Annotated in this window: 30 protein-coding genes and 2 pseudogenes; 3 read left to right on the top strand and 29 right to left on the bottom strand. The window is 37.6% G+C overall.

Annotated features, from left to right (window positions below; translation table 11 throughout):
- Window positions 1-89: 89 nt before the first annotated feature.
- Genes BZK16_RS10205 through BZK16_RS10155 form a run of 11 tightly spaced genes read right to left on the bottom strand, consistent with a single transcriptional unit; the run spans window position 90 to window position 7,681 of the window.
- Complete coding sequence (locus BZK16_RS10205) at window positions 90-851, bottom strand: alpha/beta hydrolase (RefSeq protein ID WP_077928785.1); 762 nt, start codon at window positions 849-851, stop codon at window positions 90-92.
- Entirely contained in the window at window positions 842-1,900 is a 1,059-nt protein-coding gene (locus BZK16_RS10200; protein ID WP_077928784.1) for an NAD(P)H-dependent flavin oxidoreductase, read from the bottom strand. The genes BZK16_RS10205 and BZK16_RS10200 overlap by 10 nt, the downstream gene beginning before the upstream one ends.
- Window positions 1,901-2,695 (bottom strand): TatD family hydrolase, encoded by a 795-nt coding sequence (locus BZK16_RS10195; protein ID WP_077928783.1) that lies wholly within the window; start codon window positions 2,693-2,695, stop codon window positions 1,901-1,903.
- On the bottom strand, window positions 2,658-3,686 hold the full coding sequence (locus BZK16_RS10190) for a cation diffusion facilitator family transporter (protein WP_077928782.1): 1,029 nt from the start codon (window positions 3,684-3,686) through the stop codon (window positions 2,658-2,660). Before BZK16_RS10190 ends, BZK16_RS10195 begins: the two co-directional genes overlap by 38 nt.
- Before the next feature lie 15 nt (window positions 3,687-3,701).
- The gene (gene lipA / locus BZK16_RS10185) at window positions 3,702-4,691 is read right to left on the bottom strand and encodes a lipoyl synthase (protein ID WP_408645572.1); all 990 of its coding nucleotides are present in this window, start codon (window positions 4,689-4,691) and stop codon (window positions 3,702-3,704) included.
- The gene (lipB, locus tag BZK16_RS10180; protein WP_077928780.1) at window positions 4,645-5,301 is read right to left on the bottom strand and encodes a lipoyl(octanoyl) transferase LipB; all 657 of its coding nucleotides are present in this window, start codon (window positions 5,299-5,301) and stop codon (window positions 4,645-4,647) included. The genes lipA and lipB overlap by 47 nt, the downstream gene beginning before the upstream one ends.
- Window positions 5,298-5,930, bottom strand: coding sequence for an endonuclease III (gene nth, locus BZK16_RS10175; RefSeq protein ID WP_077928861.1), 633 nt, complete (start codon window positions 5,928-5,930; stop codon window positions 5,298-5,300). Before nth ends, lipB begins: the two co-directional genes overlap by 4 nt.
- Window positions 5,931-5,956: 26 nt before the next feature.
- Window positions 5,957-6,589, bottom strand: a complete 633-nt coding sequence (locus BZK16_RS10170; RefSeq protein WP_077928779.1) for an RnfABCDGE type electron transport complex subunit B — start codon at window positions 6,587-6,589, stop codon at window positions 5,957-5,959.
- Window position 6,590: 1 nt separating this feature from the next.
- The gene (locus BZK16_RS10165; RefSeq protein ID WP_077928778.1) at window positions 6,591-7,034 is read right to left on the bottom strand and encodes a hypothetical protein; all 444 of its coding nucleotides are present in this window, start codon (window positions 7,032-7,034) and stop codon (window positions 6,591-6,593) included.
- 25 nt (window positions 7,035-7,059) lie between these two features.
- Complete coding sequence (locus tag BZK16_RS10160) at window positions 7,060-7,338, bottom strand: rhodanese-like domain-containing protein (protein ID WP_077928777.1); 279 nt, start codon at window positions 7,336-7,338, stop codon at window positions 7,060-7,062.
- Window positions 7,339-7,351: 13 nt separating this feature from the next.
- A complete protein-coding gene (locus BZK16_RS10155; protein WP_077928776.1) occupies window positions 7,352-7,681 on the bottom strand; it encodes a hypothetical protein in 330 nt (109 codons plus the stop codon).
- A gap of 114 nt (window positions 7,682-7,795) precedes the next feature.
- Here BZK16_RS10155 and BZK16_RS10150 point away from each other — a divergent pair, with 114 nt between their 5' ends.
- The gene (locus tag BZK16_RS10150; RefSeq protein WP_077928775.1) at window positions 7,796-8,869 is read left to right on the top strand and encodes an AI-2E family transporter; all 1,074 of its coding nucleotides are present in this window, start codon (window positions 7,796-7,798) and stop codon (window positions 8,867-8,869) included.
- Here BZK16_RS10150 and BZK16_RS10145 read toward each other — a convergent pair.
- The 13 genes and pseudogenes from BZK16_RS10145 to serS form a co-directional block, all read right to left on the bottom strand.
- Window positions 8,866-9,396, bottom strand: a complete 531-nt coding sequence (locus BZK16_RS10145) for a GspH/FimT family pseudopilin (protein ID WP_077928860.1) — start codon at window positions 9,394-9,396, stop codon at window positions 8,866-8,868. The two genes, BZK16_RS10150 and BZK16_RS10145, sit on opposite strands and share 4 nt — an antisense overlap.
- Window positions 9,397-9,411: 15 nt before the next feature.
- The gene (locus BZK16_RS10140; RefSeq protein ID WP_077928774.1) at window positions 9,412-9,702 is read right to left on the bottom strand and encodes a ComEA family DNA-binding protein; all 291 of its coding nucleotides are present in this window, start codon (window positions 9,700-9,702) and stop codon (window positions 9,412-9,414) included.
- Between the two features lie 92 nt (window positions 9,703-9,794).
- Window positions 9,795-10,823 carry a hypothetical protein gene (locus BZK16_RS10135; protein WP_077928773.1) on the bottom strand — a complete coding sequence of 343 codons (1,029 nt, stop codon included), beginning with the start codon at window positions 10,821-10,823 and terminating at the stop codon, window positions 9,795-9,797.
- A gap of 295 nt (window positions 10,824-11,118) precedes the next feature.
- Window positions 11,119-11,442, bottom strand: a complete 324-nt coding sequence (locus BZK16_RS10125; RefSeq protein ID WP_269845026.1) for an ABC transporter permease — start codon at window positions 11,440-11,442, stop codon at window positions 11,119-11,121.
- Window positions 11,443-11,465: 23 nt separating this feature from the next.
- Window positions 11,466-12,182: pseudogene (locus tag BZK16_RS10120) on the bottom strand (ABC transporter permease); the annotation flags it as partial.
- A 9-nt stretch (window positions 12,183-12,191) separates the two neighbouring features.
- Entirely contained in the window at window positions 12,192-13,211 is a 1,020-nt protein-coding gene (locus BZK16_RS10115) for an ABC transporter permease (protein ID WP_077928770.1), read from the bottom strand.
- A 30-nt stretch (window positions 13,212-13,241) separates the two neighbouring features.
- Window positions 13,242-14,384 (bottom strand): ABC transporter ATP-binding protein, encoded by a 1,143-nt coding sequence (locus tag BZK16_RS10110; RefSeq protein ID WP_077928769.1) that lies wholly within the window; start codon window positions 14,382-14,384, stop codon window positions 13,242-13,244.
- Between the two features lie 165 nt (window positions 14,385-14,549).
- Complete coding sequence (rsgA, locus tag BZK16_RS10105; RefSeq protein ID WP_233145273.1) at window positions 14,550-15,515, bottom strand: ribosome small subunit-dependent GTPase A; 966 nt, start codon at window positions 15,513-15,515, stop codon at window positions 14,550-14,552.
- 6 nt (window positions 15,516-15,521) lie between these two features.
- Window positions 15,522-15,845: a ferredoxin FdxA gene (gene fdxA, locus BZK16_RS10100; RefSeq protein ID WP_077928767.1), complete on the bottom strand. Its 324-nt coding sequence runs from the start codon at window positions 15,843-15,845 to the stop codon at window positions 15,522-15,524.
- Between the two features lie 14 nt (window positions 15,846-15,859).
- Window positions 15,860-17,059 carry a tyrosine--tRNA ligase gene (gene tyrS / locus BZK16_RS10095; protein WP_077928766.1) on the bottom strand — a complete coding sequence of 400 codons (1,200 nt, stop codon included), beginning with the start codon at window positions 17,057-17,059 and terminating at the stop codon, window positions 15,860-15,862.
- Window positions 17,060-17,075: 16 nt separating this feature from the next.
- Complete coding sequence (locus tag BZK16_RS10090; RefSeq protein WP_077928765.1) at window positions 17,076-18,065, bottom strand: L,D-transpeptidase family protein; 990 nt, start codon at window positions 18,063-18,065, stop codon at window positions 17,076-17,078.
- 6 nt (window positions 18,066-18,071) lie between these two features.
- Complete coding sequence (locus tag BZK16_RS10085) at window positions 18,072-18,323, bottom strand: YfhL family 4Fe-4S dicluster ferredoxin (RefSeq protein ID WP_077925451.1); 252 nt, start codon at window positions 18,321-18,323, stop codon at window positions 18,072-18,074.
- 33 nt (window positions 18,324-18,356) lie between these two features.
- The gene (gene serS, locus BZK16_RS10080) at window positions 18,357-19,628 is read right to left on the bottom strand and encodes a serine--tRNA ligase (protein ID WP_077928764.1); all 1,272 of its coding nucleotides are present in this window, start codon (window positions 19,626-19,628) and stop codon (window positions 18,357-18,359) included.
- Between the two features lie 192 nt (window positions 19,629-19,820).
- On the opposite strand from serS, the gene BZK16_RS10075 reads away from it, so the two are divergent.
- Entirely contained in the window at window positions 19,821-20,837 is a 1,017-nt protein-coding gene (locus tag BZK16_RS10075; RefSeq protein ID WP_077928763.1) for a cytochrome-c peroxidase, read from the top strand.
- 79 nt (window positions 20,838-20,916) lie between these two features.
- Here the strand turns inward: BZK16_RS10075 and efeB are convergent, their stop codons facing one another.
- The 5 genes from efeB to BZK16_RS10050 all read right to left on the bottom strand — a co-directional run bounded on the left by efeB (window position 20,917) and on the right by BZK16_RS10050 (window position 24,907).
- Window positions 20,917-22,170, bottom strand: coding sequence for an iron uptake transporter deferrochelatase/peroxidase subunit (gene efeB, locus BZK16_RS10070; protein WP_077928762.1), 1,254 nt, complete (start codon window positions 22,168-22,170; stop codon window positions 20,917-20,919).
- Window positions 22,171-22,172: 2 nt separating this feature from the next.
- The gene (locus tag BZK16_RS10065) at window positions 22,173-23,090 is read right to left on the bottom strand and encodes an EfeM/EfeO family lipoprotein (protein WP_233145272.1); all 918 of its coding nucleotides are present in this window, start codon (window positions 23,088-23,090) and stop codon (window positions 22,173-22,175) included.
- The gene (locus BZK16_RS10060) at window positions 23,068-23,913 is read right to left on the bottom strand and encodes an FTR1 family iron permease (RefSeq protein ID WP_077928761.1); all 846 of its coding nucleotides are present in this window, start codon (window positions 23,911-23,913) and stop codon (window positions 23,068-23,070) included. Before BZK16_RS10060 ends, BZK16_RS10065 begins: the two co-directional genes overlap by 23 nt.
- 16 nt (window positions 23,914-23,929) lie before the next feature.
- The gene (locus tag BZK16_RS10055) at window positions 23,930-24,268 is read right to left on the bottom strand and encodes a cupredoxin domain-containing protein (protein ID WP_077928858.1); all 339 of its coding nucleotides are present in this window, start codon (window positions 24,266-24,268) and stop codon (window positions 23,930-23,932) included.
- Between the two features lie 84 nt (window positions 24,269-24,352).
- Window positions 24,353-24,907, bottom strand: a complete 555-nt coding sequence (locus BZK16_RS10050) for an iron transporter (RefSeq protein ID WP_096777518.1) — start codon at window positions 24,905-24,907, stop codon at window positions 24,353-24,355.
- A gap of 225 nt (window positions 24,908-25,132) precedes the next feature.
- Between BZK16_RS10050 and tehB the strand changes: the two are divergent.
- Window positions 25,133-25,711: pseudogene (gene tehB, locus BZK16_RS10045) on the top strand (SAM-dependent methyltransferase TehB); the annotation flags it as partial.
- Between the last annotated feature and the right edge of the window lie 29 nt (window positions 25,712-25,740).

Below are 25,740 nucleotides of genomic sequence, written 5' to 3'. Positions count from 1 at the left end.
TAAAAATTAACAGAGAAGATTATAACCAATTTTAGATTTAAACAATAGAATATCGTGGTAAATTACTGTAAATCTAAGAATTTTGTTTATTATTGTAAATCTTCTAAGGTTTTTAGGATCAATTGAATATCTTGTTCGCGTGATAAACGATGCTCGCCGTCATTGACGGTGATTAATTGTGTGTTTTTGAAATGAGCTGCGGCTTTGATGGTTAATATTAATGGAATATCAGTATCTTGCTCACCATGAATCATTGTCATAGGCACTGTAATATCACTTGGGCGATTCAATAATCTATGCTGATTCGCATCTTCAATAAATTGTTGGTAAAACTTCAAAGGCTCTTCATCATACTGTGATGGAATAGCAGTGACACCTTGCTGTTCTAATTGATCCAATAAAGCTTGGGGTAATTTTTTCAGTAACAATTCATGAGTAAAATCAATGGCAGGCGCTAATAATAGCAATGCTTTTGGTAAAATTTGCTGAGTAGTTTTCAAGGCTTCAGTTAGTCTTAAAGCTAACCAAGCACCCATAGATGAACCAATGATGATGGTAGGGCGATGTTGAATATGCTGATAAATCATCAATGCTTCTTCTAGCCATTGTGAAAGATTGGCAGTCGCAAATTCACCACTACTTTCACCTAAACCTGAATAATCAAAGCGAATCATTTCAACTGTATGATCATTTGCCCATTCTGCAATGGCATTGGCTTTTGTACTATTCATGACTGAACAATAGCCACTTAGCCATAAGATAGAATAAGTCGCTTGATCAGGGCAATGATGGTCATAGGCGATTTTCCGCGTATGACCATGGGATGTCACATCTAAATATTTTATAGACATTGTAATTCAGTGATCCAACGGCTCATCAATGTTGATGCAGAGATTTCCTCACAAAACTGAGCATTCACACCTGCATATAATGCACGGTATTTATCTGGTTCTTGTTGGCCGACTAAGGATTTAACAAAGAAGCCATGAGCAGGGAATGGCAAACGTGGTAAATCGCTTTGTTCTAATATTTTTAAACCTTCTGAGCGAATCGCACGTGCCCAAGCACCACTTAAATCTTGAGTGAACTTGCTATCTAATTCGTTGCTATTCAATAATGCTTTACGATGATCTTCTGTAGTATTCGCTTCATAAGTGGTTAAAAATGCAGTGCCCACTAAGACCGCTGAAGCGCCTAAGCAAAATGCAGCACCCATTGATTTAGAATCAAAATAACCGCCAGCTGAGATGATCGGCATGTTTAATTCTCTAACGCCTTGTTGTAACAAGGTGAAAGCAGATTGTGCTACTTGCATTGGATCACCAATAAATGTTGCACGATGTCCACCAGCTTCGCTACCTTGTAGAATTAATGCATCCGCACCTTTTTCTTGCCATACAAAAGCTTCTAATAAATGTGTTGCATTACCAATGATCAAAATATTATGCTCGCGTAAACGCTGAATGATTTCGTCACTTGGTACGCCAAAAGTAAAACTTACAATTGGAACTTCTTCAGCAATGACAACATCCACCATGGATTCAAGGCTACTGATTTCCCATAAGTTTTCATTGTATAGATTGGCAGCTTCATTAATTTTAATTTCAGGGTTAATGTCTGAAGCTTTAATGACAAATTCATCCATCTGTTCACGGCTGACATAAGTGCGCTGTGGCACAAACATATTCACGAGAAATGGCTGGCTCGTGAAGCTTTTAACAGCTTGGATCTGTTCTTTCAGTTGTTCAGGTTTGAAGTAGCCTGCAGCGATTGAGCCTAAACCACCAGAATTAGATACTGCTGCTGTCAATTCAGCAGAAACATATCCACCCGCCATTGCAGCTTGAATGATCGGATATTCGATACCGAGTAGTTCGGCGAGATGTTTAGGAATAATCATTTAAAGATCCTTTAACTTAAATAATTTTTGGGTATTCGCAAAGGTTGCTTGTGCTATTAATTCTAGCGGTTCTTGACGAATACTCGCAATGCTTTTTGCAATTGTGAATAAATCTTCTGGATAGTTTAATCCATTATCACGATACGCGCCTCTTTGAAATGGTGCATCTGTTTCGATGATGAAATTATCCAATGATAAATGTTTTAAAATCGAGCGTAGTTTTTGTGCGCGTTCAAATGTAATCGTACCACCAAAGCCTAATAAAAAATTGTGTTGTAATGCTATTTCTGCTTGTTGCAAACTGCCTGAAAAACTATGCAACACACCGCGTAAAGTTGGATGCTTACGAATTTCTTTCAGAACTAGATCAACAGTTTTTCGAGCATGAATGATTAACGGTAAATCAAATTCCAAGGCTAACTTAATTTGTGCTTGAAAAAAATAGAGCTGTTTTTCCATATTTGGTTCAGCAATCATTGCATCTAAGCCACATTCACCAATGGCGATTGGGTCATATTGCATCAGTGTAGTTTTGAGTATAGCAAGATCTTCATCTGTATGCATATGGATGAAATAAGGGTGTAGACCATATGCAGCGTAGCAGCCATCATGTTGTTCAGTAATTGTATGAATATCTTTAAAAGTTTGAACAGTGGTTGCAGGAATGATCCAGCGACATACATTTTGAGTACGAGCATCAGCCAATAATTCAGGTAGGTTCTCTCTGAAATTATGATCGTCTAAATGAATATGAGAATCAAATAGATGGATTTTGTTGCTGTTGTTGATGGACATTTTCAATCCGATGTCTTGGGATTTGAGTAGTATTTTCAGTATCCCATGTGACTCTTTTGATAAATTTTCGTTGTCTTAATGGGCATTCAAAACGCTCACAAACTTCACAGGATTCTGGCACACAATCGTCAATGTGAACAAAAAGTTCCACTTGATGCTCGAAGTATTCATTGGTGACTTCGCGTAATTTTTCATATTCTTTATGGGCTTCACGAGTATTGAAGAACCATGGCACAGTTAAGTGGCAATCTAAATGTAAATTACTGCCATATTTGATGAAGCGGATATTATGGATATCAATCCAGTTTTCAGTGCGATGTTTATTCAATACATCTAGATATTCTTTCAGTAGCTCTTCATCAGCTTCATCCATGATGCCTGCAACAGCTTCACGAATGATATGGAAGCCTGTGTAAGAAATAAATAAGCTAAAGCAAATTGCAATGACGCTATCTAACCATAACCAGTCTGTGAGCATAACTAAACCCAAGCCTAAAATTAGGGCGATGGAAGAGTAGCTGTCTGACATTAAATGCTTACCACCCGCGATCAATGGCAAAGATTTTTGTTCTTTGCCTTTTTTAACAGTGATAAAGCCTAAAATATAGTTGATCAAACCTGCTAAGCCCACTAAGAAAATACCACTGCCTAATTGCTGAACAGTATGCTTGTTGTCAATGAGTTGCATTATGGCTTCATAGAAAATATAGATGCCTGCTAAAGCGATCAAAGTGCCTTCAATACCTGCAGCTATAAATTCTATTTTGCCATGCCCATAAGGATGGTTTTGATCTTTTGGCAGAAATGAAACATATAAGCTATATAACGTGAAACCACCTGCAACAACATTGATGATGCTCTCTAAAGCATCCGTCAAAATTGCCACAGAACCAGTAATCCACCATGCAAATACTTTGATGGCAAATAAAATCGTGCTCACAATGAACACGATTTTCTGTAGTTTGATGATCTCTTTTGCGTTATTAGTCATTATTTGTTTGAGAATTTACGAAATGAGCGAAGATGCTTGAACATCTGCATGGTAAGAAGAGCGAACCATTGGGCCAGAAGCCACTTCTTTAAAGCCCATTTTTAAGCCTTCTTCTTTATACATTGCAAAAGTTTCTGGCGTAACATAACGAAGCACAGGTAAGTGGTGTGGGCTTGGTTGTAAATATTGACCAATTGTCAGCATGTCCACATTGTGCGCACGTAAATCACGCATCACTTCTAGAATTTCTTCATCGGTTTCGCCTAAACCAACCATTAAGCCCGATTTTGTAGGTACATTCGGGCATTCTGCTTTGAAGTTTTTCAATAAATCTAACGAGTATTGATAATCCGCACCAGGGCGAGCGGCTTTATATAAGCGAGGCGCTGTTTCCATATTATGATTGAAAACATCTGGTGGATTTTTAGCTAGGATTGGAATTGCAACATCCATTCTGCCACGGAAATCTGGTGTTAAAATCTCAATTTTAAGATTAGGATTCATTGCACGGGATTCAGTAATACAATCAGAAAAATGCTGTGCGCCGCCATCACGTAAGTCATCACGGTCTACAGATGTGATCACAACGTAACGCAAGCTCATTTCTGCAACTGTTTCTGCTAAGTTTTTAGGTTCATCCACATCCAAAGGATTAGGGCGGCCATGACCAACATCACAGAAAGGACAGCGGCGAGTACAAATTGCACCCATGATCATAAATGTTGCTGTACCTTTGCCAAAGCATTCACCTAAGTTAGGGCAGGCAGCTTCTTCACATACTGTTGCTAATTTTGCACCACGGAGAATTTCTTTCAATTCCATTATACGCTTGCCACCAGAATAGGTTGCGCGAATCCACGTTGGTTTTTTCAAACGTGTTTCAGGCGTTGTTGGCTCAATTTTAACTGGAATACGAGCAACTTTATCTGCGCCCCTTAATTTCTCACCTTGTACAGGTTTATTCGCTTGCATGTGTTCTCCTTGGTGATTGTTCAACAAGTTCATTGAAACTGACAACAAAATACTCAATAAACTTGGATTTTATCATGTTAATGTCAAAATTTTTGTTTAAATCGCTAACATTGATCATTTTCAATCCTTGATAACCGCAAGGATTGATATAGGAAAATGGTGTTAAATCCATGTCTATATTCAATGATAAGCCGTGATAGCAACAGCCTTTTCTGATTCGTAAACCGAGAGATGATATTTTTTTTTCTTCTTCATCGTTATGTTGCACGTAAATACCTGGCGCATCTGATTTTGCATAACTTTCAATGTTTAAGTCTGCCAAAACTTGTATGGCTGTTTTTTCTAAAAGAGAAACCAATGGCCTTGGTGATAAACGATGTTTTTTAATATACAACAATGGATAAAAGACTAATTGTTTTGGGCCATGATAAGTGATTTGTCCACCACGATCTGTGGGCACAATAGGAATGTCACTGAGTTGTAAAATATGTTCTTGTTTGCCTGCTAAGCCTTGAGTGAAAACAGGATAATGCTCTGTGACCCAAAATTCATCTTCAGATTCAGTTGTACGATGATCTGTAAAGCTTTGCATCGCTTGATAGATATCATTGTAATGGGTTAAGCCTAAATCTTTAATGATCATGCCGTTTTATCCTTAAATTGGCACTCATTGTAAACTAAGCATGCTGCACATTTTGGAGATCTTGCGACACAAATATAACGGCCCAATAAAATTAACCAGTGATGAGCATCGAGCATGAAATCTTTTGGAATACGTTTAAGGAGTTCTTGCTCTACTTCTAAAACATCTTTACCAGGTGCTAAGCCTGTGCGATTGCCTACACGAAAAATATGCGTATCCACTGCCATTGTAGGTTGTTTGAATGCTGTATTTAAGATGACATTAGCAGTTTTTCGACCAACGCCAGGTAATGATTCTAGATCAGCACGGTTTTCAGGAATGACGCTATTGAATTTCTCAATAAGAATTTGGCAAGTTTTATAGAGATTTTCTGCTTTAGTATTGAATAAGCCAATCGTTTTAATATAGTTTTTAATGCCATCTACACCTAATGCAGCAATAGCTTCAGGTGTATTGGCAACTTTAAACATAGGAACTGTGGCTTTATTGACGCCTTTATCAGTCGCTTGTGCAGAAAGTAGGACAGCAACCAATAATTCAAAGGGCGTAGAATAGATTAGCTCAGTGGTTGGATGGGGGTTGTCATCACGTAATATTGTGAAAAAGGAAAGGATTTCCGCTTTGTTCATTTTACGTTGATACAACTTTGCCATATTTATTCTCTCTCTTGATGCTTTGCTTGTGTCTTTGCTTTTGCCATTGCGATTAATGATAGCATATCGGAATCACTAGAACGATTAGCCAGTACTTTTTCCTGCGGTGGTAATGTTTTTGTGATCGTTGTGCGGTTCTCGCCACGTTTTTGCTGTGCTTGATGGCGTGCGCGTGATTTATCTGCACGAACCTTTTGCATATCAGATAAACCTGTTTCAGGGAAAAACTCTTCTTCACTAGGTTTAATGTAAATGCAATCTAATGGGCAGGGTGGAATGCATAAATCACAGCCTGTGCATTCAGACTGAATGACTGTGTGCATTTTCTTTTTTGTGCCAACAATTGCATCCACAGGACAAGCTTGAATGCACTTAGTGCAGCCAATGCATAAGGTTTCATCAATATAAACAGTATGAACAGGCTGAGTAGTGCCACATTCAGGATCAATGGCTAACTCGGGTTGATTCAATAATGCTGCCAATGATTTCATCACAGGTAATCCGCCAGGTGGACAACGATTAATTTGTGATTCGCCTTTGCTTAAAGATTCTGCATAAGGTAAACATCCCTCAAATCCACATTGTTCACATTGAGTTTGAGGGAGTAATTGATCAATTTTTTCTACTAAAGTCATACTAGTAACAAACAGTTCCCATCAAGCGGCCTTCTTCATCTTTGATGGTTTGCTTACCTTTACAAACATCTGGTAAGCGTTTGCCAATTGGATAGAATTTACTGATGTTTTTAGGCAAGTTTTCTGAACGTGGTGTGATTTTGATGACATTGTTTGTTTTTGCATTCACTGCACAATCTAATACTGCGCCATTTTTTGTGCTCACTGTTAATACAGTCGCATTAGGTTGTGTATCCATATACAAGATTGACTGAATATCTTTGTTCGAAATGATGCAGCTTCTTACTGCAGCTTTATGAGTGGTCAATTGTGAAACCCATTGATCGCTGAATTGTGTTGTTGATGCTCCTGCTGTTGGTTCTGCTGAATCACTATTATTGGTTTGAGTTGTTACACATGCTGATAAAACAACTGCTAAAGGTAACGCGAGTAGAATTTTTTTCATAGATAACCTCGAAATATTATGCATATTAAAGAGAATTGGGTTCTTGGCATTGTGCTTCGATATGAGCTTTAAGCGCTTTATAGCCACCAATGTTTTCTGCTTTATAGTAGCCTCTGCTGTGCAGCAATTGAGCAGCAATAGCAGAGCGAACGCCAGAACGGCAATATAAATAAATATCAGTCTCTTTATCAGTGGTGATATTGTCAATTTCCTGAAGGATTTCACGATAATCAATATGGATTGCATTATCTAAATGCCCCATATTAAATTCTTCTGTGGTTCTTACATCGATTAAATAAAACATAATTTACACTTAGTTATTCACAAACTTCTATGGGGGGTGGTGCATCACATTTGGCGCAAAAGCTATTGGAGGATTTATCTGTGTAGTTATCACACAATCCCCATTCTCCTTTGGGTAAAGAGATTGATTCGCCCATTACAGGCTTGCCACTTTCGCATTTCCATAGTTGGTAACATACAGGATATTCTTTGATGGCAGGACCATCTTGAACCCAGCGCCCAATTATAGATTGATCTCCTGTATTGGCAATGTCATCAGTATTTTCATCTTGCGCATTGGCAGAGAATGAAAATGCGAGAATGCTGTACAGTAAAATCATTAAGTTTTTTGACAATTTACGCACTATCAAAAAGTTCCTATCGAAAAATATAAGTGAGTTATTGTACTTTAAAAAAGAATCATTGACATCTTTTGATGTAAAATCTATCTATTACTCAATTTGCATAACGGGAACGCTATGAGCTTATTAACAAACCGACAAATTATTACATGGTTGGGTGTGATTTTTTTCTGTTGGCTGGTTTTTCTTTTACGATCAGTTTTGACACCTTTTTTGATTGCTTTTGGCTTGGCATATATTGGTAATCCTATTGTTGCTAAAGTGCAGAATCGTTTTCCAAAAATGTCGCGCATGTGGGCTGTGACATTGGTATTCAGTATTTTAGTCATTATTTTCTTATTATTACTCCTGATCTTCATTCCAATGCTGATCAATCAAGTCATCTTATTGTTAAATAAATTACCTTTGATCATTAATTGGTTACAAGAAACGATCTTTAAACCTCTAGGCAAAGATTTATCACCAGAATTTGTTAAATTGAATTTTGCAACGGTTCAAGAAGCATTAACTAACTATGGCGGCGTGATCAGTGAAACATTGAAGAAAATCATTGGCTCATTGACATCATCCACTTTGGCAATCATCGGCTTTATCACAAGTTTATTCTTGATCCCAATGTTAACGTTTTATTTCATGCGCGATTGGGAGTTGATTAACGGTAAGATTATCAATCTCATTCCGTTGAGTGTACGTGGCAAGGTTGTAGCCTTCTTAACAGATGCCAATGATATGTTAGGTAGCTTTATGCGTGGGCAATTATCTGTGATGTTTGCATTGGCTGTAGTTTACAGCTTAGGTTTAACTTTAGTGGGCTTAGAGTTTGGCTTATTAATTGGGATGATTGCAGGGTTAATCAGCTTTATTCCATATTTAGGTGCATCTACAGGGATTATTGCGGGCTTAGCAATGGCTTGGTTCCAAACACATGATTATAAATTATTAATTCTTGTTGGGATTGTATTTGGGATTGGCCAAACTTTAGAAAGCTTTGTTTTAACACCCAAATTGGTAGGTGATAAATTAGGTATGCATCCTGTGGCTGTTATTTTCGCTTTAATGGCAGGGGGCACATTATTTGGTTTCTTCGGTATTTTGTTAGCTCTGCCAGTATGTGCTGTATTGATGGTAGGATTGAGGGAAGCTTATGCAAGTTATACTTCAAGCCAATTTTATATTGGTAAAAAGTCTTAATCTTCACAATTAGATAATTGTTCTTTTCGTAAACGCCCATAAACATTGAGAATGAGTTTTTGGGCGTTTTTATTTTGGCCGCAAATTATAAAATAGCCATTGGGTAATCCTGAGCCTAGGCTTTTGCCAGTTTTCTTACCAATGTTAAATTGCACGCCATTTTGAATATTATAGCTACTATTGATTTTAACGGATGAATGCCACGCTTCTCTCTGGCGAATGATGTTTTTAGGTTCAGGTGTGAAATTATTCTGAGGATCGAGAAATATGATCCAGCCTTTGTGCCATTGAGTGGAAGCTTCTGTTATGCAGTGAATTTGGTCGGATGAAATACACATTGAAACACGTATTTTCTTTTGATTTGCAGTTGATTTGGCAAATCTTATGTCATTATTTAATGTCAATGCCGCCGTTTTATAATGATAGTTTTGCATAAGCTCAGCAAAGAATGGGATGGAGAGCATGATGCTGATACCAATAATGGATAAAACGATCATGAGTTCGATGAGTGTCATTCCTCTCTTCATGATCGTTATCAAATATTATTGAGCTGGTTCAGAAACAGCTGTATTAGTATCTTCAAAAGTGATTTGATCTTGGATCATTTCAATAATTTTAGGACCAATGCCAGGTACAGCAATTAAATCATTGGGTTCAGAAAATGGACCATGTTCTGTGCGGAAGCTCACAATAGCTTCAGCTTTTGTCATGCCAATACCTTTCAATTCAGCGCTTAAAGTTGGTGCATCCGCAGTATTGATGTTCAATGCTGATGCAGTTGAGATAAATCCTAGTGTTGCTAACAAGAATGTTGCAATTTTAATTATTTTCATAGAAATATAACTCCTCAAATAGTTGATAGGAGTTATATTCTTATCACTTACAAATGTCAATGTAAATTTACATAAATAAATTAAATTATTATTTAGTAGATCGAAAATTCATAGATCTTGTTGATTGGTGCGCCGACAGTATAAATAATTGCTTGTTCAACTTTACCTGCAAAGGATTTTGTTAGCTGGCGCACAGTATTATTGGACGAAGCAAGGTAGGATTCTGAGTTGTCTGCTAAATAATCTGCAGCATCTTTTTGATTTTTAATCTCTTTATCATCTAAAGCTTTAATGAAACCTCTGATTAAGTCAATGCGAATGGCTTGTGTGGATAAGTCATTGGTATTTGTAATTTTCTCAGAGCTTTTTGAAGCTAGTGTATTGCCTTTAATGTCTGTTGCATCAATTTGAATGATGGAATCAGCTTTTTCTTGAGTGAGTTGTAATGTCACAACATTATCAAACGCTGGCAGAAGCGCCATGCCATTTGCATCTGGTGCTTGTGCCGTGAGGATAGTTTTGGAGTTTGTTTCTGTTGGCAATTGATAATCCATCGCTAAGTTGATCTTTAGAATGGATGCATTGTCTGTTTCAATGGTAATTGATTGTTCATCTAATTTAGATGAAATGGCTTTATCGACAGGGATTAATTTACCAGAGGATAATAAAACGGACACAACTTTTAATGTAGGTACTTGAATATTATAAGTATCTAACTGTGTTTTCATTTTATTAGAAATGGTTGGGAAATGGAAAATAATATCTGTAGATCCTTTTCGTGGAATCTTAGTCACTGTTAATTCTTTTGCATAATCCAGAATATTTTGTTCCCATATTTCACTAGACATAAATGTGAAAGGCGTCGTATAAACTGACATGTGAATATCATCTGGACGTTGCTTCTTTTGGAAATCTTCAATTTGCTTATTGCGCTCATACTGCGCTTCTAAAACGTTTAATTCTTTTTCATAGTTATCGCGAATGGACTTGAGATTTTCATATTTGAATCTCAATGTCAGAACTTTTCTGAATTCTTCTTGCTGTTCTTCGAGAGTATCAGCCCAAATAAAAGTTTGGTTTGCGAATAATCCGATCAAAACAGTTAGTAGAAATTTTTTCATGTTCAATACCCAATTAGAATGCGTAATAGATAGCATACAGTATAAGTTAGCACCTTGTTANCATAGTTATCGCGAATGGACTTGAGATTTTCATATTTGAATCTCAATGTCAGAACTTTTCTGAATTCTTCTTGCTGTTCTTCGAGAGTATCAGCCCAAATAAAAGTTTGGTTTGCGAATAATCCGATCAAAACAGTTAGTAGAAATTTTTTCATGTTCAATACCCAATTAGAATGCGTAATAGATAGCATACAGTATAAGTTAGCACCTTGTTAAATCATAGTTATTTTATATCTTATTCCTCATTGAGTTTGTCCGCTTGCTCTTTATGATGTGAGTATAAAGTAATCAAGAATACAACCGTTGCAACAACACCAATGATGATGGTGGATAGTGCATTAATGTTAGGGCTAATGCCTAAGCGTGCCTTAGAATAGATCCATATTGGCAATGTGGTTGCACCAGGGCCTGTGGTAAATGTTGCGATAATTAAATCATCCAATGACAATGTGAATGATAATAACCAGCCAGAAACAATCGCAGGCATAATCATCGGTAATGTTATGTAAATAAATGTTTTGAATCGATCAGCACCTAAATCCATAGCGGCTTCTTCAATGTGGCGATCAAAACCAATCAGNTGATGGTGGATAGTGCATTAATGTTAGGGCTAATGCCTAAGCGTGCCTTAGAATAGATCCATATTGGCAATGTGGTTGCACCAGGGCCTGTGGTAAATGTTGCGATAATTAAATCATCCAATGACAATGTGAATGATAATAACCAGCCAGAAACAATCGCAGGCATAATCATCGGTAATGTTATGTAAATAAATGTTTTGAATCGATCAGCACCTAAATCCATAGCGGCTTCTTCAATGTGGCGATCAAAACCAATCAGGCGAGATTGAATGACGACCGTGACATAGCACATGGTAAACGTGATATGTGCGAGTAAAATGGTTAAAAATCCTTTACTGAAATTCAATGCTAAAAATGTTAAAGCCAACGATGTACCCATGATGATTTCAGGCATAACCATGGGGGCATATGTAATGCCTGAAAATAGTACTCGACCACGGAATCTTTTAAATTTAACTAAGGCAAATGCTGTCATTGTGCCTAATACCACGGCAAATGTTGAAGTTAATACAGCTAACCATAGTGTGATTTTAGCCGCATCCCATAAGCCTTTTGTTTTAAAAAGCTCAGGATACCATTTTAATGAAAATCCGCCCCAAACGGTCACTAACTTCGATTCATTGAAGCTATAAACAATGAGAATCAAAATTGGAATGTAGAGAAAAGCAAAGCCGATCACTAACGAGATTTTGTTAAAACGTGTTAATGTCTGTTTCATGTCAGCTCCTTATTCAAATTGCTTCTGTTGAATGCGTTGGAAAAGATAGATTGGAATGATCACAATCAATAACAATGAAACAGAGATGGCTGAAACTAATGGTAAATCCATGCCTTGCAAATATGTATCATAAAGTACTTTCCCAATCATCAATACATCAGAGCCACCCAATAAATCAGGGATGACGAATTCTCCTATAGCTGGAATGAAGACTAAGAAACAGCCTGCTAAAATTCCAGGTAAAGAGATTCTTGCTGTGATGATCCAGAAAGTTTTAATTGGTGGGCAACCTAAATCCATCGCAGCTTCCACCAATGTATAATCCATTTTATCTAACGTTGCATAGATTGGCAGAATCATAAAAGGTAGATAACAGTAGATAATGCCAATATAAACCGCAAATTCTGTGCCCAATAATTGCAGTTGCACAGGGGAAGCGGGATCAATTAAGCCGATGCCTTGGCCAATGAAATTGATGAAATTATTCAAAACCCCTGAAGGTGATAAAATTGTCATCCAAGCATAAATACGGATTAAGAATGATGTCCAAAATGGTAAAATCACCATCATTAAGCCAAATAAGCGCCATCTTTTAGGTAGGCGAGACAGTGCTAAAGCAATTGGAAAGCCCACAACAAATGTAAAAAATGTTGAAATGGCAGCGATTTTAATACTGCTTAAATAAGCTGAGATATAAATATCATCCTGCCAAAGCGTAATGTAGTTTTGAAAATTGAGTTTAATTTCCAAAACACCACCTTCTATCCAAGTCAAAACAGAAGAATAGGGTGGAGAAGCTATCTCAGCTTCTGTAAAGCTGATGCGCAAAATAATTAAAAATGGCACGATAAAGAAGCAAAAGAGCCACAAATAAGGTATGCCAATGATTACTTTTGCGCTATTGAAAATACCTAAGAATTTACGATAGAGCCAAAAGTGCATTAAATTGCGATGGATGAAGTTTAAACGCGACATCAATTCTGCCGCGCGACCACTCATTATCCCCAACTGTTGTTGGCGGTGTTTCATAATAACCTCCTTAAGTTATTGTGATCTCGATTAAGAGATCAAAACAACAGCAGAATCAGCATCAAAGCTGACGTAAACGCGGTCTTCGTAATTAATCGGAAGTTCAACTGCGCGTTTATGGTTAATTTGTGCAGCGGTGACCATTTTCCCATTATCCATTTTAACGTGGTAAATGGACATATCACCGAGATACCCAATGTCCCAAACTTCGCCCATCATGCAGTTGCTTTCTGTATTTTCTGGTGGCGTTAAGGAGATGTCTAATTTTTCAGGGCGAACAGCAATCCAAGCTTGTGAGCCCACAACAGCACCCACGCCCTGATTACAGATAAGTGGTGCATCCACATCAAAGCTATTGACAGTTGTATGAATTGGCGAAATATCCGCAATCACGCCTTCAAAAATATTCACATCACCGACGAATTCCGCTACATATAAAGAGTTTGGATATTCATAGATTTCTGTAGGTGTCGCAACTTGAGCGATCTCACCACTATCCATCACTGCAATGCGGCTTGAAACTGTCATGGCTTCTTCTTGGTCGTGTGTTACGATGACGAATGTAATGCCTAATTCTTCTTGAATCGTCATGAGTTCAAACTGTGTTTGTTCACGCAAGCGTTTATCTAATGCACCTAAAGGTTCATCCAATAATAATAGTTTTGGTTTTTTAACAATACTGCGTGCAAGCGCAACACGTTGGCGTTGACCGCCTGATAATTGATGAGGTTTTCGCTTAGCAAATTTGCCCATCTGTACCAATTCTAGCATCTGATCAACACGTTTTCTGATCTCAGGCTTTGGCACTTTTTCTTGTTTTAATCCAAAGGCTATATTATCTTCCACCGTCATATGTGGAAATAGAGCATAGCTTTGGAACATCATGTTAATTGGGCGTTCGTAAGGCGGAATCAGAGAAATATCTTCGCCTTCCAATAGGATTTTACCTGATGTTGGTGTTTCAAAACCTGCCAACATACGTAAAAGTGTGGTTTTCCCACAGCCAGAAGGGCCTAATAAAGAGAAGAACTCTCCTTGGTAAATATCTAAAGAGATATTATTAACCGCGATATATTCGTCAAAAACTTTGACTAAATCGATGATTTCAATGTATGGCACGGAATTAGGGTCGCGCCAAGGCTCGTAGGATTTTTTTGAAAGAATAGGTGACATCACAGCTCCTTAATTCAATACCGTTAAGTGAAAGATCAAGGCGATTGGTTGCAATCTTTTTGTTCAGAAGAATCTTGAGTGCTGCCGCTCGTTGAATTGTTAATATTTATATAAAAATATCAAGGCAGTGTATTGTATAGCGATTGTCAGAAACATCAAGCACTATTAGCCTGATGTTTTTAAGATCTGTAAATAACTTTCAGCACGCCTTGCTGATAATAAATTGTTTTCTATGGCATCTTCTACAGCACAACCTGGGTCTTGTAAGTGATTACAGTTGCTGAATTTGCATTGCTTTGTGTATTCCGTAACGTCAGGGAAGCCATTATGAATGGATTCAATGCTTAAGTGATCCACGTTAAAGCTACGAACACCTGGAGAATCAATTAAAGCGCCTGCATTATCATTTAAATAATATAAAGTCGTTGCGGATGTTGTGTGGTTGCCTAAACCTGTTGTTGCACTAATTCTCTGTGTTTGTAGAGATAATTCAGGAATCATTTTGTTGGTGAGTGATGATTTGCCAACGCCAGATTGCCCAACAAAAATTGAAGTTTTGCCTACTAATTCATCATGGAGTAATTTCAATGATTCAGCATTATTTTGTGCCGTTAATATGATTTTGATATCAAAAGCTTTTTGATACTCTTCTATGAAAGAAAAATCACTTGCTTCATCGATCATATCTGCTTTATTGACAATAATGCCCATTGGAATATTGAATTCACGAATGGCGATTAAATAACGATCAATGAGAGAAGGGCTTGGCTCAGGTTTTGGTGCAATGACGATAAAAATCTGATCCAAATTGGCGGCAATCAGCTTTTTATGTTGACCATAAGAAACGCGTGCTAATTCATTGGCACGGGCAATAAGCTGCAATACAACTGGAATGTCATTTTCAAAAGTGAAATAGACATAATCGCCACACACAATTTTTTCTAGATTCTGGCGGATATTGGCTTTGTAGATCTGATGCTCTGCATTTTCCACCATTAAATGTGGACCATGCTGAGCAATGACTCTCCCTTTAAAGAGAGAGTCAGGATCTAGACTTTTTAACGCGTCGATTTGCTCGACTTTTTTGTTAGAAATACGTTCGTGCTGTTTTTTGGTTAATCGACGCGCCATCCGTGATTATCGCTCTAATAATTCTAGTTTATTAGGTTTGCCATCCCACTCTTTTGCAGCTTCAGCATTGTCCTGCATTTGAGTGATCACAGGCCACTGCTGCGATAATTCTGCATTTAAATCCAAGAATTGCATTTCATCTGCTGTTAAATCATCTTCTGATTTAATTGCATTTGCAGGGCATTCTGGCTCGCACAATGTACAGTCAATGCACTCTTCAGGATCAATCACCAAAAAGTTTGGGCCTTCATGGAAGCAATCCACAGGACAAACTTCTACACAGTCTGTGTATTTGCATTTAATGCAATTTTCGGTAACAACGAAAGTCATAAAAACCTCTAAAATTAATTAACTGTAACTTTAGCAAAACGGCGTTTACCCACTTGGAAAACTGCTGTTGTGCCTTTTGCGATTTTGAGTCCGCGATCAAAAACTTTCTCTTGATCAATGCGAACTGCGCCGCCATCAATTGAACGATTACCTTCAGAAACTGAAGTTACTAAACCAGCTTCTTTCAACAATGCGCCAATTTGAATTTCACCTTCTGCTGCAACCACTGTAATTTCTTCGATATTTTCAGGTAAGTTACCTTTCTGGAAACGCTCGATGAAGTCACGATGTGCCATCTCATAATCTGCTTCTGAATGAAAGCGAGAGATGATTTCTTTACACAATAGGAACTTGATATCGCGAGGATTCATGCCGTCAGCAACTGATTTTTTATAACCATCAATTGTTGCAGCTGATTCAAAGCTTAATAAGTCAAAGTAGCGCCACATCAAAGTATCTGATACAGACATCAACTTACCAAATTGCTCAACTGGTGTATCATCCACGCCAATGTAGTTGCCTAAAGATTTAGACATCTTATTCACGCCATCTAAACCTTCTAATAAAGGCATAGTGATTACGCTTTGTGACGCTTTACCATAAGCTTTTTGAAGATCACGACCAACTAATAAGTTGAACTTCTGATCTGTACCACCTAATTCAACATCAGTATTCAAGCTCACTGAATCATAACCCTGAAGCAATGGATAGATAAATTCATGCAAAGCAATCGGTTGATGGTTTTTGTAACGTTTTTCAAAGTCATCACGCTCAAGCATTCTCGCAACAGTATAGTGTGATGCTAATTGAATCATGCCTACTGTGCCTAATTCGCCTAACCAAGATGAGTTGAATACAACTTTAGTCAATTCTGGATCTAAGATTTTAAAGATCTGCTCTTGATAAGTTTTTGCATTTTCCACAACTTGTTCACGAGTTAAAGGCTTACGTGTTGTATCTTTGCCTGAAGGATCACCGATCATACCTGTGAAGTCACCAATCAAGAAATTCACTTCATGACCTAACATCTGGAAGTGTTTCATTTTGTTGATCACAACAGTATGACCTAAGTGAAGATCAGGGGCAGTAGGGTCGAAACCCACTTTGATTCGAAGCGGACGGTTCTCTTTTAACTTCTCAGTTAAACCTTCAATTGAAATGATTTCGTCAGTTCCACGTTCTAATAACGCTAAACTTTCTTCGATAGATGCCATCAAATACTCCTGCTATTTATTTAAATTTATCCCAGTCAATATTAATTGCACTGCCAGCTTCTTCTGGTTTTGGATTGTGATTATTAGGGTCAATTTTTTGACCGACATGTGTTGGTAAACCTGACATTTTTTCAATCGTAAGATCAATTAAACGGCGGTCAACCATTTGAATGCTTGGGTCATTTTGATACGGTGCTAATATACCGTATGCAATTTTTTTCAAGCCATCTGTATCTAAGTTATCTTCTTCTAAAGGTGGGTGAACTTCGATTAAAAGCTCATTGCCTTTCCAGCCAACTTTTACTGGTTCATTGATAAATGATACTGACGTACCACTTGGTACTATGCGATGCAATTCTTCAATGTTTTGTGGGAAGAAGCGCATGCAGCCGTGAGTGACACGCATGCCAATACCAGTAACATCATTAGTACCATGCAATAAATAGCTTGGAATATTTAAGCGTAAAACATGATTGCCTAAAGGATTGTCAGGGCCAGCAGGTACAACTCTTGGTAAAGTGCCTTTGCCCATTTCTTGGTGTTCACGGCGAATGCTTTCAGGTGGATACCAAGGTGGTGCTTCTTGTTTAATTGTAACTTTCCATGTACCTAATGGTGTTTTCCAATCCATGCGGCCAACACCGACAGGGTAGACATAAACTACATTCTCGTTAGGAGGAAAATAATATGTCCGCATTTCTGGAATATTGGAAACAATGCCAGAGCGTTTTTTGCCAGGGAGAATATATTCAAAAGGTAAAACGATGGGCATTTGTGGTGAAGGCGTCCAATAATTGGAATTTGGATTCGCCCATTTGAGTTCATCATAACCTGCTTCATACTTTACGCTGAGCTCAACGAAAGATTCACCAGATTCAGGATAAACAACCTCTGTATAGCCGACAACATCAGAACCTTTTTCAGGCATAGGATATTGTCTCGCAATCGCACTGCTATTGAAGAGACCAACTGTTACCATAAGACACAAAAGAGAAGTTTTTTTCATAAACTCTTACTTTCCAGCTTGAAGTTTCTCGTATTTAGCCATTAACTCATCTTGAGTTTCTGGCTTCGCGGGATCCTTGTTGATGCATTCAACAGGACATACTTCCATACACTGTGGTGTGTCAAAATGACCAACGCACTCTGTACATAAGTTTGGATCGATAACATAAATTTCAGGACCCATTGAAATTGCTTCATTTGGACATTCTGGTTCACAAACGTCGCAATTAATGCATTCATCTGTTATCTCTAATGACATAACTAAAACCTCTTAACTATATTAAATTGAACTCTAAATGTGAGTTCTGCCTCTCATATATGGAATCAAGACTTCTGGTACGCGTATTCTACCATCTTCTTCTTGATAGTTTTCCATTACTGCAACTAAAGTTCTACCAACAGCTAAGCCTGAACCATTTAGTGTATGTAATAGTTCAGGTTTGTTTGTTTCGCTATTACGGAAACGAGCTTGCATACGGCGAGCTTGGAAATCCATGCAGTTAGAACAAGAAGAGATTTCTCTATACTTCTCTTGACCTGGTAACCATACTTCGATGTCGTAAGTTTTTGTTGCACCAAAGCCCATGTCGCCTGTGCACAATACGATTGTGCGGTAAGGTAGACCTAGTTTTTCTAAAACTGTTTCAGCATGACGCGTCATCAATTCTAGTTGCTCGGTAGATTTAGAAGGGTGGGTTAAGTGAACCATTTCCACTTTTTCAAATTGGTGCATACGAATTAAACCACGAGTATCACGACCATAACTACCTGCTTCTGATCTAAAACATCCGCTATGTGCTACATAAGATAATGGTAGTTCATTTTCTGGAATAATTTCATCACGCACTAAGTTTGTGACAGGAACTTCAGCAGTTGGGATCAAATAGTATTGATCTTCGCCTGTTAATTTGAATAAATCTTCTTCAAATTTAGGTAATTGGCCTGTGCCACGTAAGCTGTCTGAGTTCACAATCATTGGCACGTTTAATTCTGTATAGCCATGTTCTTCAACATGAAGATCTAACATGAATTGAGCCAATGCACGATGTAAACGTGCAATGCCATCACGCAATACTGTAAAACGAGAACCTGTTAATTTAACGCCTGCTTCTGAATCGATACCTTTGTTCATTGCGCCTAATGCAACGTGATCTTTCACTTCAAACGTAAATTCACGTGGTGTACCCCAACGGCGAACTTCTACGTTATCGTTTTCATCTTTACCAGCTGGTACAGATGCATCTGGTAAGTTTGGAATCGTCATGAGAATTTGATTCAAATCATTTAAGATTACATTTAACTCTTTCTCTAAAGACTCTAATTTTTCTGTATTATTGGAAACTTCTTTCAAAATCTCATCAATATTCTCGCCTTTAGCCTTAGCTTGACCAATGCGCTTAGCGTTAACGTTACGCAAATTTTGAAGTTCCTGCACTTCAATCTGCAATCCTTTACGACGTTCATCTAGTTCAATAAATTGTGCTTTATCAAACTCATAACCGCGTGTTTTAAGACGGGTTACAACATCGTCGAGATTATGACGAAGTAACTGAATGTCTAGCATTGATGACCCCTTGAAATATTATTAGAAAATACCCCCCATTATAACGAATAACACAAGGAATAACAAAGCCACAAAATGGTCGATCTATTTTAATAGTCATATCTGTATTAGACTTGTGATCAAATTATTCAATGATTGATTACTTAAATTGATAATTTGGGGAACTTTTAATAGTAGGGAGTGGACTATAAAATGCAAAGTAGAAATAAAGTTTGGATGGCAATTGCTTTATCAATTTCAATGGTTTTAGGTGGATCAGCATTTGCACAAGCTAAGCGCGATGCAATCATTCAACCAATTGATGATGTTAAGATTGAAAACCCAGCAAAAATAGAATTAGGTAAAAAATTGTGGTTTGATCCACGTTTATCAAAATCGGGTTTCATTTCATGTAACTCATGTCATAACTTATCTATGGGTGGCAGTGATAACTTGAAAACATCGATTGGTCATAATTGGCAAGAAGGCCCAATTAATTCACCAACAGTATTGAACTCAAAGTATAACTTTGTGCAATTCTGGGATGGCCGTGCAAAAGATTTAAAAGAACAAGCAGGTGGCCCAATTGCTAACCCTAAAGAAATGGGTTTTACACATGACTTAGCTGTGGGCGTTGTGGAATCAATTCCTGGTTATGTTGAAGAGTTTAAAGCAGTTTATGGCACTGATAAAATCTCTATTGATGAAATCACAGATGCAATCGCTGTATTTGAAGAAACATTAGTGACGCCAAATGCACCATTTGATAAATGGTTAAAAGGTGATGACAGTGCATTAAATGAACAAGAATTAGCAGGTTACAATTTATTCACAACATCTGGCTGTATCGCATGTCACTATGGCACTGCAATGGGCGGTAGCTCATTCCAAAAAATGGGCTTGATGGAAGAATATGTGACAGAAAACCCAGCACAAGGTCGCATTGAAGTAACTGGTAAAGATGCAGATCGTTTCATGTTTAAAGTACCAACATTGCGTAATGTCGAATTAACTTATCCGTACTTTCATGATGGCGCAGCAGAATCATTAGAAGAAGCAGTACTAACCATGGGGCGTTTACAATTGAAACGTGATTATAACGATGAAGAAGTTGCAAATATTGTGGCATTTTTGAAAACATTGACAGGTGATCAACCTCAATTGATGATGCCAATTTTACCACCATCGGTCAATCAAACGCCGAAACCAGTGCCATTTGAGAAAAAATAATAATAGATGGCAATAGATAAAAGGTGCAGGAGGTTTTAAGCCCAGTTTTTATGAACTGGGCTTTTTTTAATGCTAAATTTTAAGCATTGAATAACGCTTGTCCCAAATAATTGTCTGTAGTTTTCATACCAGGTAGTGCAAAGAAATAACCGCCACCAAAAGGTTTAATGTAACGCTCTAATGGCTCACCATTTAAACGGCGCTGAGTATTGATGAAGCCTTTTTTAAGATCATTTTGATAAGAGACAAAGATTAAACCCATATCCAATAAACCACTATTGGTTAATCCTAAAGAATAACTATAGCTACGACGGCGCAATGGCGCGCTGTAACGATGCGGTACACGTGGCTCAGCACGACGCATATGAGAATCAAATAATACACGATCGCCATGTGGGTCTTTGTCAAATTGAGGATCATTCATTTCATGAGTCATGCCAATTGGTGCACCTGATCGTTTCATGCGACCAAAATCATTTTCTTGATCTTCTAATGGCGTTCTATCCCAGAATTCTAGGTTAAAGCGAATCAAACGTAATGCTTGATAAGATCCACCTAAGCACCATTCAGGCTCTTTATTTTGTTCTGTCACCCAAACCATTTCATTCATTAATTTAGCATCTGTATTGGGTGCATTGCCTGTGCCATCTTTAAAGCCGAAGAGATTAATTGCCGTTGAGCCTGATTCAATATCACGTGCAGGTAAAAATCCATCAATCTTCCAAATGGGTGACATTTGCTGATAATGATGCTTCATAATGTCACGCAATGCGTAAATGATGATTTCTTTACTATTAGCACATAGTTGCAAAGAGATATCTCCGCCACACCAATTGGGATCTAATAGATCGTTGGGAAAGCTTGTCATTTCCATCAAATGTTTCGGCTTTTGCTCAGATAAACCAAAGCGATCATCAAATAGAGAAGCACCTACTGATAATGTAATGGTTAATTGATCTGGCAATAAATCGCCGCCCAATAAGCCTGATTCTTTGGGTGGTAGTTGTGTATCTTCATCAACTGCGATGGATTGCGATGCTGTGAGATATTGAATGCGCGAAGAGATGGATTGGAATAGAGCTTTCAGCTCTTCTTTACTTTTAACTAAAAGCTTAAATGTGATGAATGTTGCTTCTTTAGGCTCAGGAGTAATGATGCCTGCTTGATGGTTGCCTAATGCTGGCACTGCATCATAGAAATGTTTTGGGTATTTAAATTCTGGATCATTATTTTTAGGATTACTTTGACCTAGCGCAGAATTTGCAACCAAAGCAGCACTGCCTAATGTAATGCCTTTTAAGAAATTACGACGAAAAGTTGAATGATTGGACATGATTATTTCTCCTCATTCTTGAGATGGATGCCATCAAACTGGTGGTAAACCTCTACTTTTAATAAGCTGCGAAGTTTTGCTAATTGTTCTGCTAATTCAGAAACGTCACCATACAGGGCATGTTTATCTTCATTTGTTAAGGCGGAATAGGGCATAAAGCCTGTATCTGTCATATATTTTTGTAAGCGTGAACGAATTTTAACATCCAATGGTAGTGTTTTTTGTAGCAATGTTTGTGGAATAAAATCCTGCAATTGTGCTGTGATTAAATCAATGCCTTCCAAATTGGCAACGATTTCACCTAAATCCGCACCGCTGTAGGTATTATCTTGGCCTGATAACTTATTTTCTAAAATATTTTCTGCAAAATCAGGCATAGATTGCACAAGCTTTGGTAAAAAGATCGTTTCAATGGCGATACGTTTTGCTAAATCTTTTATATTTTTGAGTAGCTTTTGATTTTCTAATAAAGCATTTTCAATATTCTTTTGTGCAAAAAGTTCATATTCAACTGCATGAAAGCCTTTGAAGTTAGGATCTTTTTCGCGTGCTAAAAATGCTTCAGCACGAGAATTGATCATGCGATCGATATTGCCGAAGATTAAAACAACAGGGCGGATGGTTTCATATTGATAATGGGCTTCAATATATTTGTGCTGTGCCAATGTTAAATCATTCTGCTCTAATGCTCCTGATAATTGCATAAGCAATGCTTCAACATTCTGTATGCGCTCTGTAGCAATTTTCATATACGCATCAATGGCAGGCTGAAATTTTTCAGGGTTAGGAATGTCGCTCAATGCAACAATTGGTGGTTCATCACCTGATTGCAGCATGGCTTGTCTGCCAACTTTGGCGCTACTGAATGTTGTGGCAGACAACAGAATAATGCTTAAACTAATGAGTTGTTTTTTGTCCACGAGAACCTCTCCAAAATATAAAGCCAACAATGATCCAATAAATCACAAAAACAGTGATGGATAAACCTGTGGGCTGAGAGCGATATGCAAAAAATGATGATAAAAAGTTACCAATCCCTTGCCCATCATCAAGGAAGCTGCTTGTATCCCATAAAGACATTTCAAAGAATTCAGGTAAATCTATGTCATATTCTAATAATAAATTGGCAACTTCATCGGTCGCACGGAGCAGTAAAGTTACGGCCAAGAATAAGAGCATGATGCCTGTAATCGTAAAAAAACATTTCCATGACACAACTTTCGAGGTCAAGATGAAAGCCGCTAATGTACAGGCTGCGATGGCTAAGCCTAACATAACTTCTGTGGCAAAAGCACCTGAATTTTCAGGTGTTAAATTCATAATGATGGCAGACAGAAATACAACGATTTCACTGCCTTCACGAGCAATAGCAATGGCGATGATGAACAGTGCGCCCCACCAAGAATGTTTTTTTGTGTTGCGATCAATGCCTTGAATAAGGGCTTGGCTCATCTCTTTGCCATGTTTATTCATCCAATAAACCATTTGCACGATCAAAATACACGCTAAAATTTCCATGAAGATCATAAAGCTTGTTTGCCAAATATCTTCTAGTGAACTGAATACGCCGTAAATTGCGAGCGCTAAAACGATGGAGATGGCAACGCCTAAAGCAACGCCGCCCCATAAAAATTTCATACCGTTTTTAACATCAGGATGACGTTTAATCCAACTGTAAATGATACCGATCACAAGTAGGGCTTCAAAACTTTCACGCCATACCACAAATAATACATTTCCCATGAGTTGCCTTTTCTTTTTATTCTTTAACTAAAATTGTGCCGCGAGGATGATCTAGATGAAAATCATCAAAAAATTCATAACTGCCAGGTTTTAATGGTGCAATCACAACAACAGATTTAGCACCGGGTGCTAAAACTTTTTCTTTGCGTAATTGTGTGCTTTCAAATTCAGCAGGTTGTGTGCCAATATTTTTAACTTCGATTCTAATTTTAGTTTTGGCAGGGACTTCGAGAACAAGCGGGATTAAATCGCCATCTTTCATTTCTAATTGAACCGTATATTTATTATCTTTTGCTACGGCATGTGAGAAAAGAATGAATAACCCAAATGTTAATAATGTGCTGAGCTTTTTCATAGTGTTTTTATTTGATCTTGTGTGGTGTGAAGGAAATAACAAAAAGCGCATGAATTGGTGTTCATACGCTTTGCTGTGATCTAATTAGTAACTACCTTTACGGCCTGTACCTGCGTAGTCAAATTCCCATTCAACATTGAATGGTTCAAACCAAGGCGCAACGCCTGTTTCTTTATCGATGTGACGGCCGAAGTTAGCTGTTTTATTGTAAGACGGTGGTGAAATCTTAAAGTTCACTTTGTATTTACCTACGCCATCTAATTTCAAGTTTTCGCCATAATGCGGACCATCGTTGGCAACCATTGGCATGAATGTGCCACTTTGTGCAGGGCTACCTTCTTTGTCAATGCGTTGGATTGTGTAATCGACAACTAAATAAGGAATCCAGTCACCTTCTGCAAAGCCATTTGGGTTATCTTCTACAGCGTGGATGTCTGCTTCTAAATGCACATCTGCTTCAGCTGCTGGTAAATGATGCATTTTATGTGAACCTTCTTCTGTATCCATTGTGATGGGCTGGAGATAAACACCTTGGATCTCCATGCCATTTTCAATGATTGGCTGACCAACAGGATATTCTTGAGCAAAACTGTATGACGTAACGAGAAGCAAACTTGCAAGACCGATTTTTTTATACATATTTTTAATATTCCTTGATTGTGAAAGGTATTGAATGATAAAAGTTCTCATTTGCAAATGATTTTGACGAATTATACGCTCGTTAAAAATAAAAGTGAAATTTTTTGTCAAGAATTATTGGCAGTGGGAAAATGCACCTCAATTCAATGGGCAAGATAACTGTTATAATGGTGATTTAGTGAATCTTTTTATGTGGGATAAAACATGAGTAAAATTCGTGCTGTTGACTATTATCATAAAAATTATAATTTAACAATGCCGCACACAGATGTGATTGCTGCAACTGATGTTGTGCCGCCATGCAAAGCTTTTGACTTAGGTTGTGGGCAAGGGCGAAATAGCTTGTATTTGAATTCTCTTGGATTTGATTTAACGTCTGTGGATGTGAATCCTAATAGCATTAGCTTCTTAAAAGATGTGATCGCGAAAGAAGATTTAACGAATATTGATCCTTCTGTTTATGACATTAATTTAGCAATGATTGAAGGACAGTATGATTTCATTTTTTCAACAGTTGTATTTATGTTTTTGAATCCTGATCACGTGCCTAATATTATCCGTAATATGCAAGATCGTACTAATGTGAATGGCTATAATTTAATCGTATCTGCGATGGATACAGCGCAATATCCGTGTGATCAAGGTTTCTCATTCACTTTTAAAGAAGGCGAATTGCAGGAATATTATAAAGATTGGGAAATTGTGACTTATAACGAAGATGTGGGTGAATTACATCGTTTAGATGCTAATGGCAATCGCGTGAAATTACAGTTTGCAACAATGTTGGCAAAGCGCCTTAAATAATTATCTTATATAGTGAAATTATATTAGGG

It is taken from the genome of Wohlfahrtiimonas populi (assembly GCF_002006795.1).
Classification (GTDB): Bacteria; Pseudomonadota; Gammaproteobacteria; order Cardiobacteriales; family Wohlfahrtiimonadaceae; genus Wohlfahrtiimonas; species Wohlfahrtiimonas populi.
This window is presented reverse-complemented; position numbering and strand designations above follow the sequence as displayed.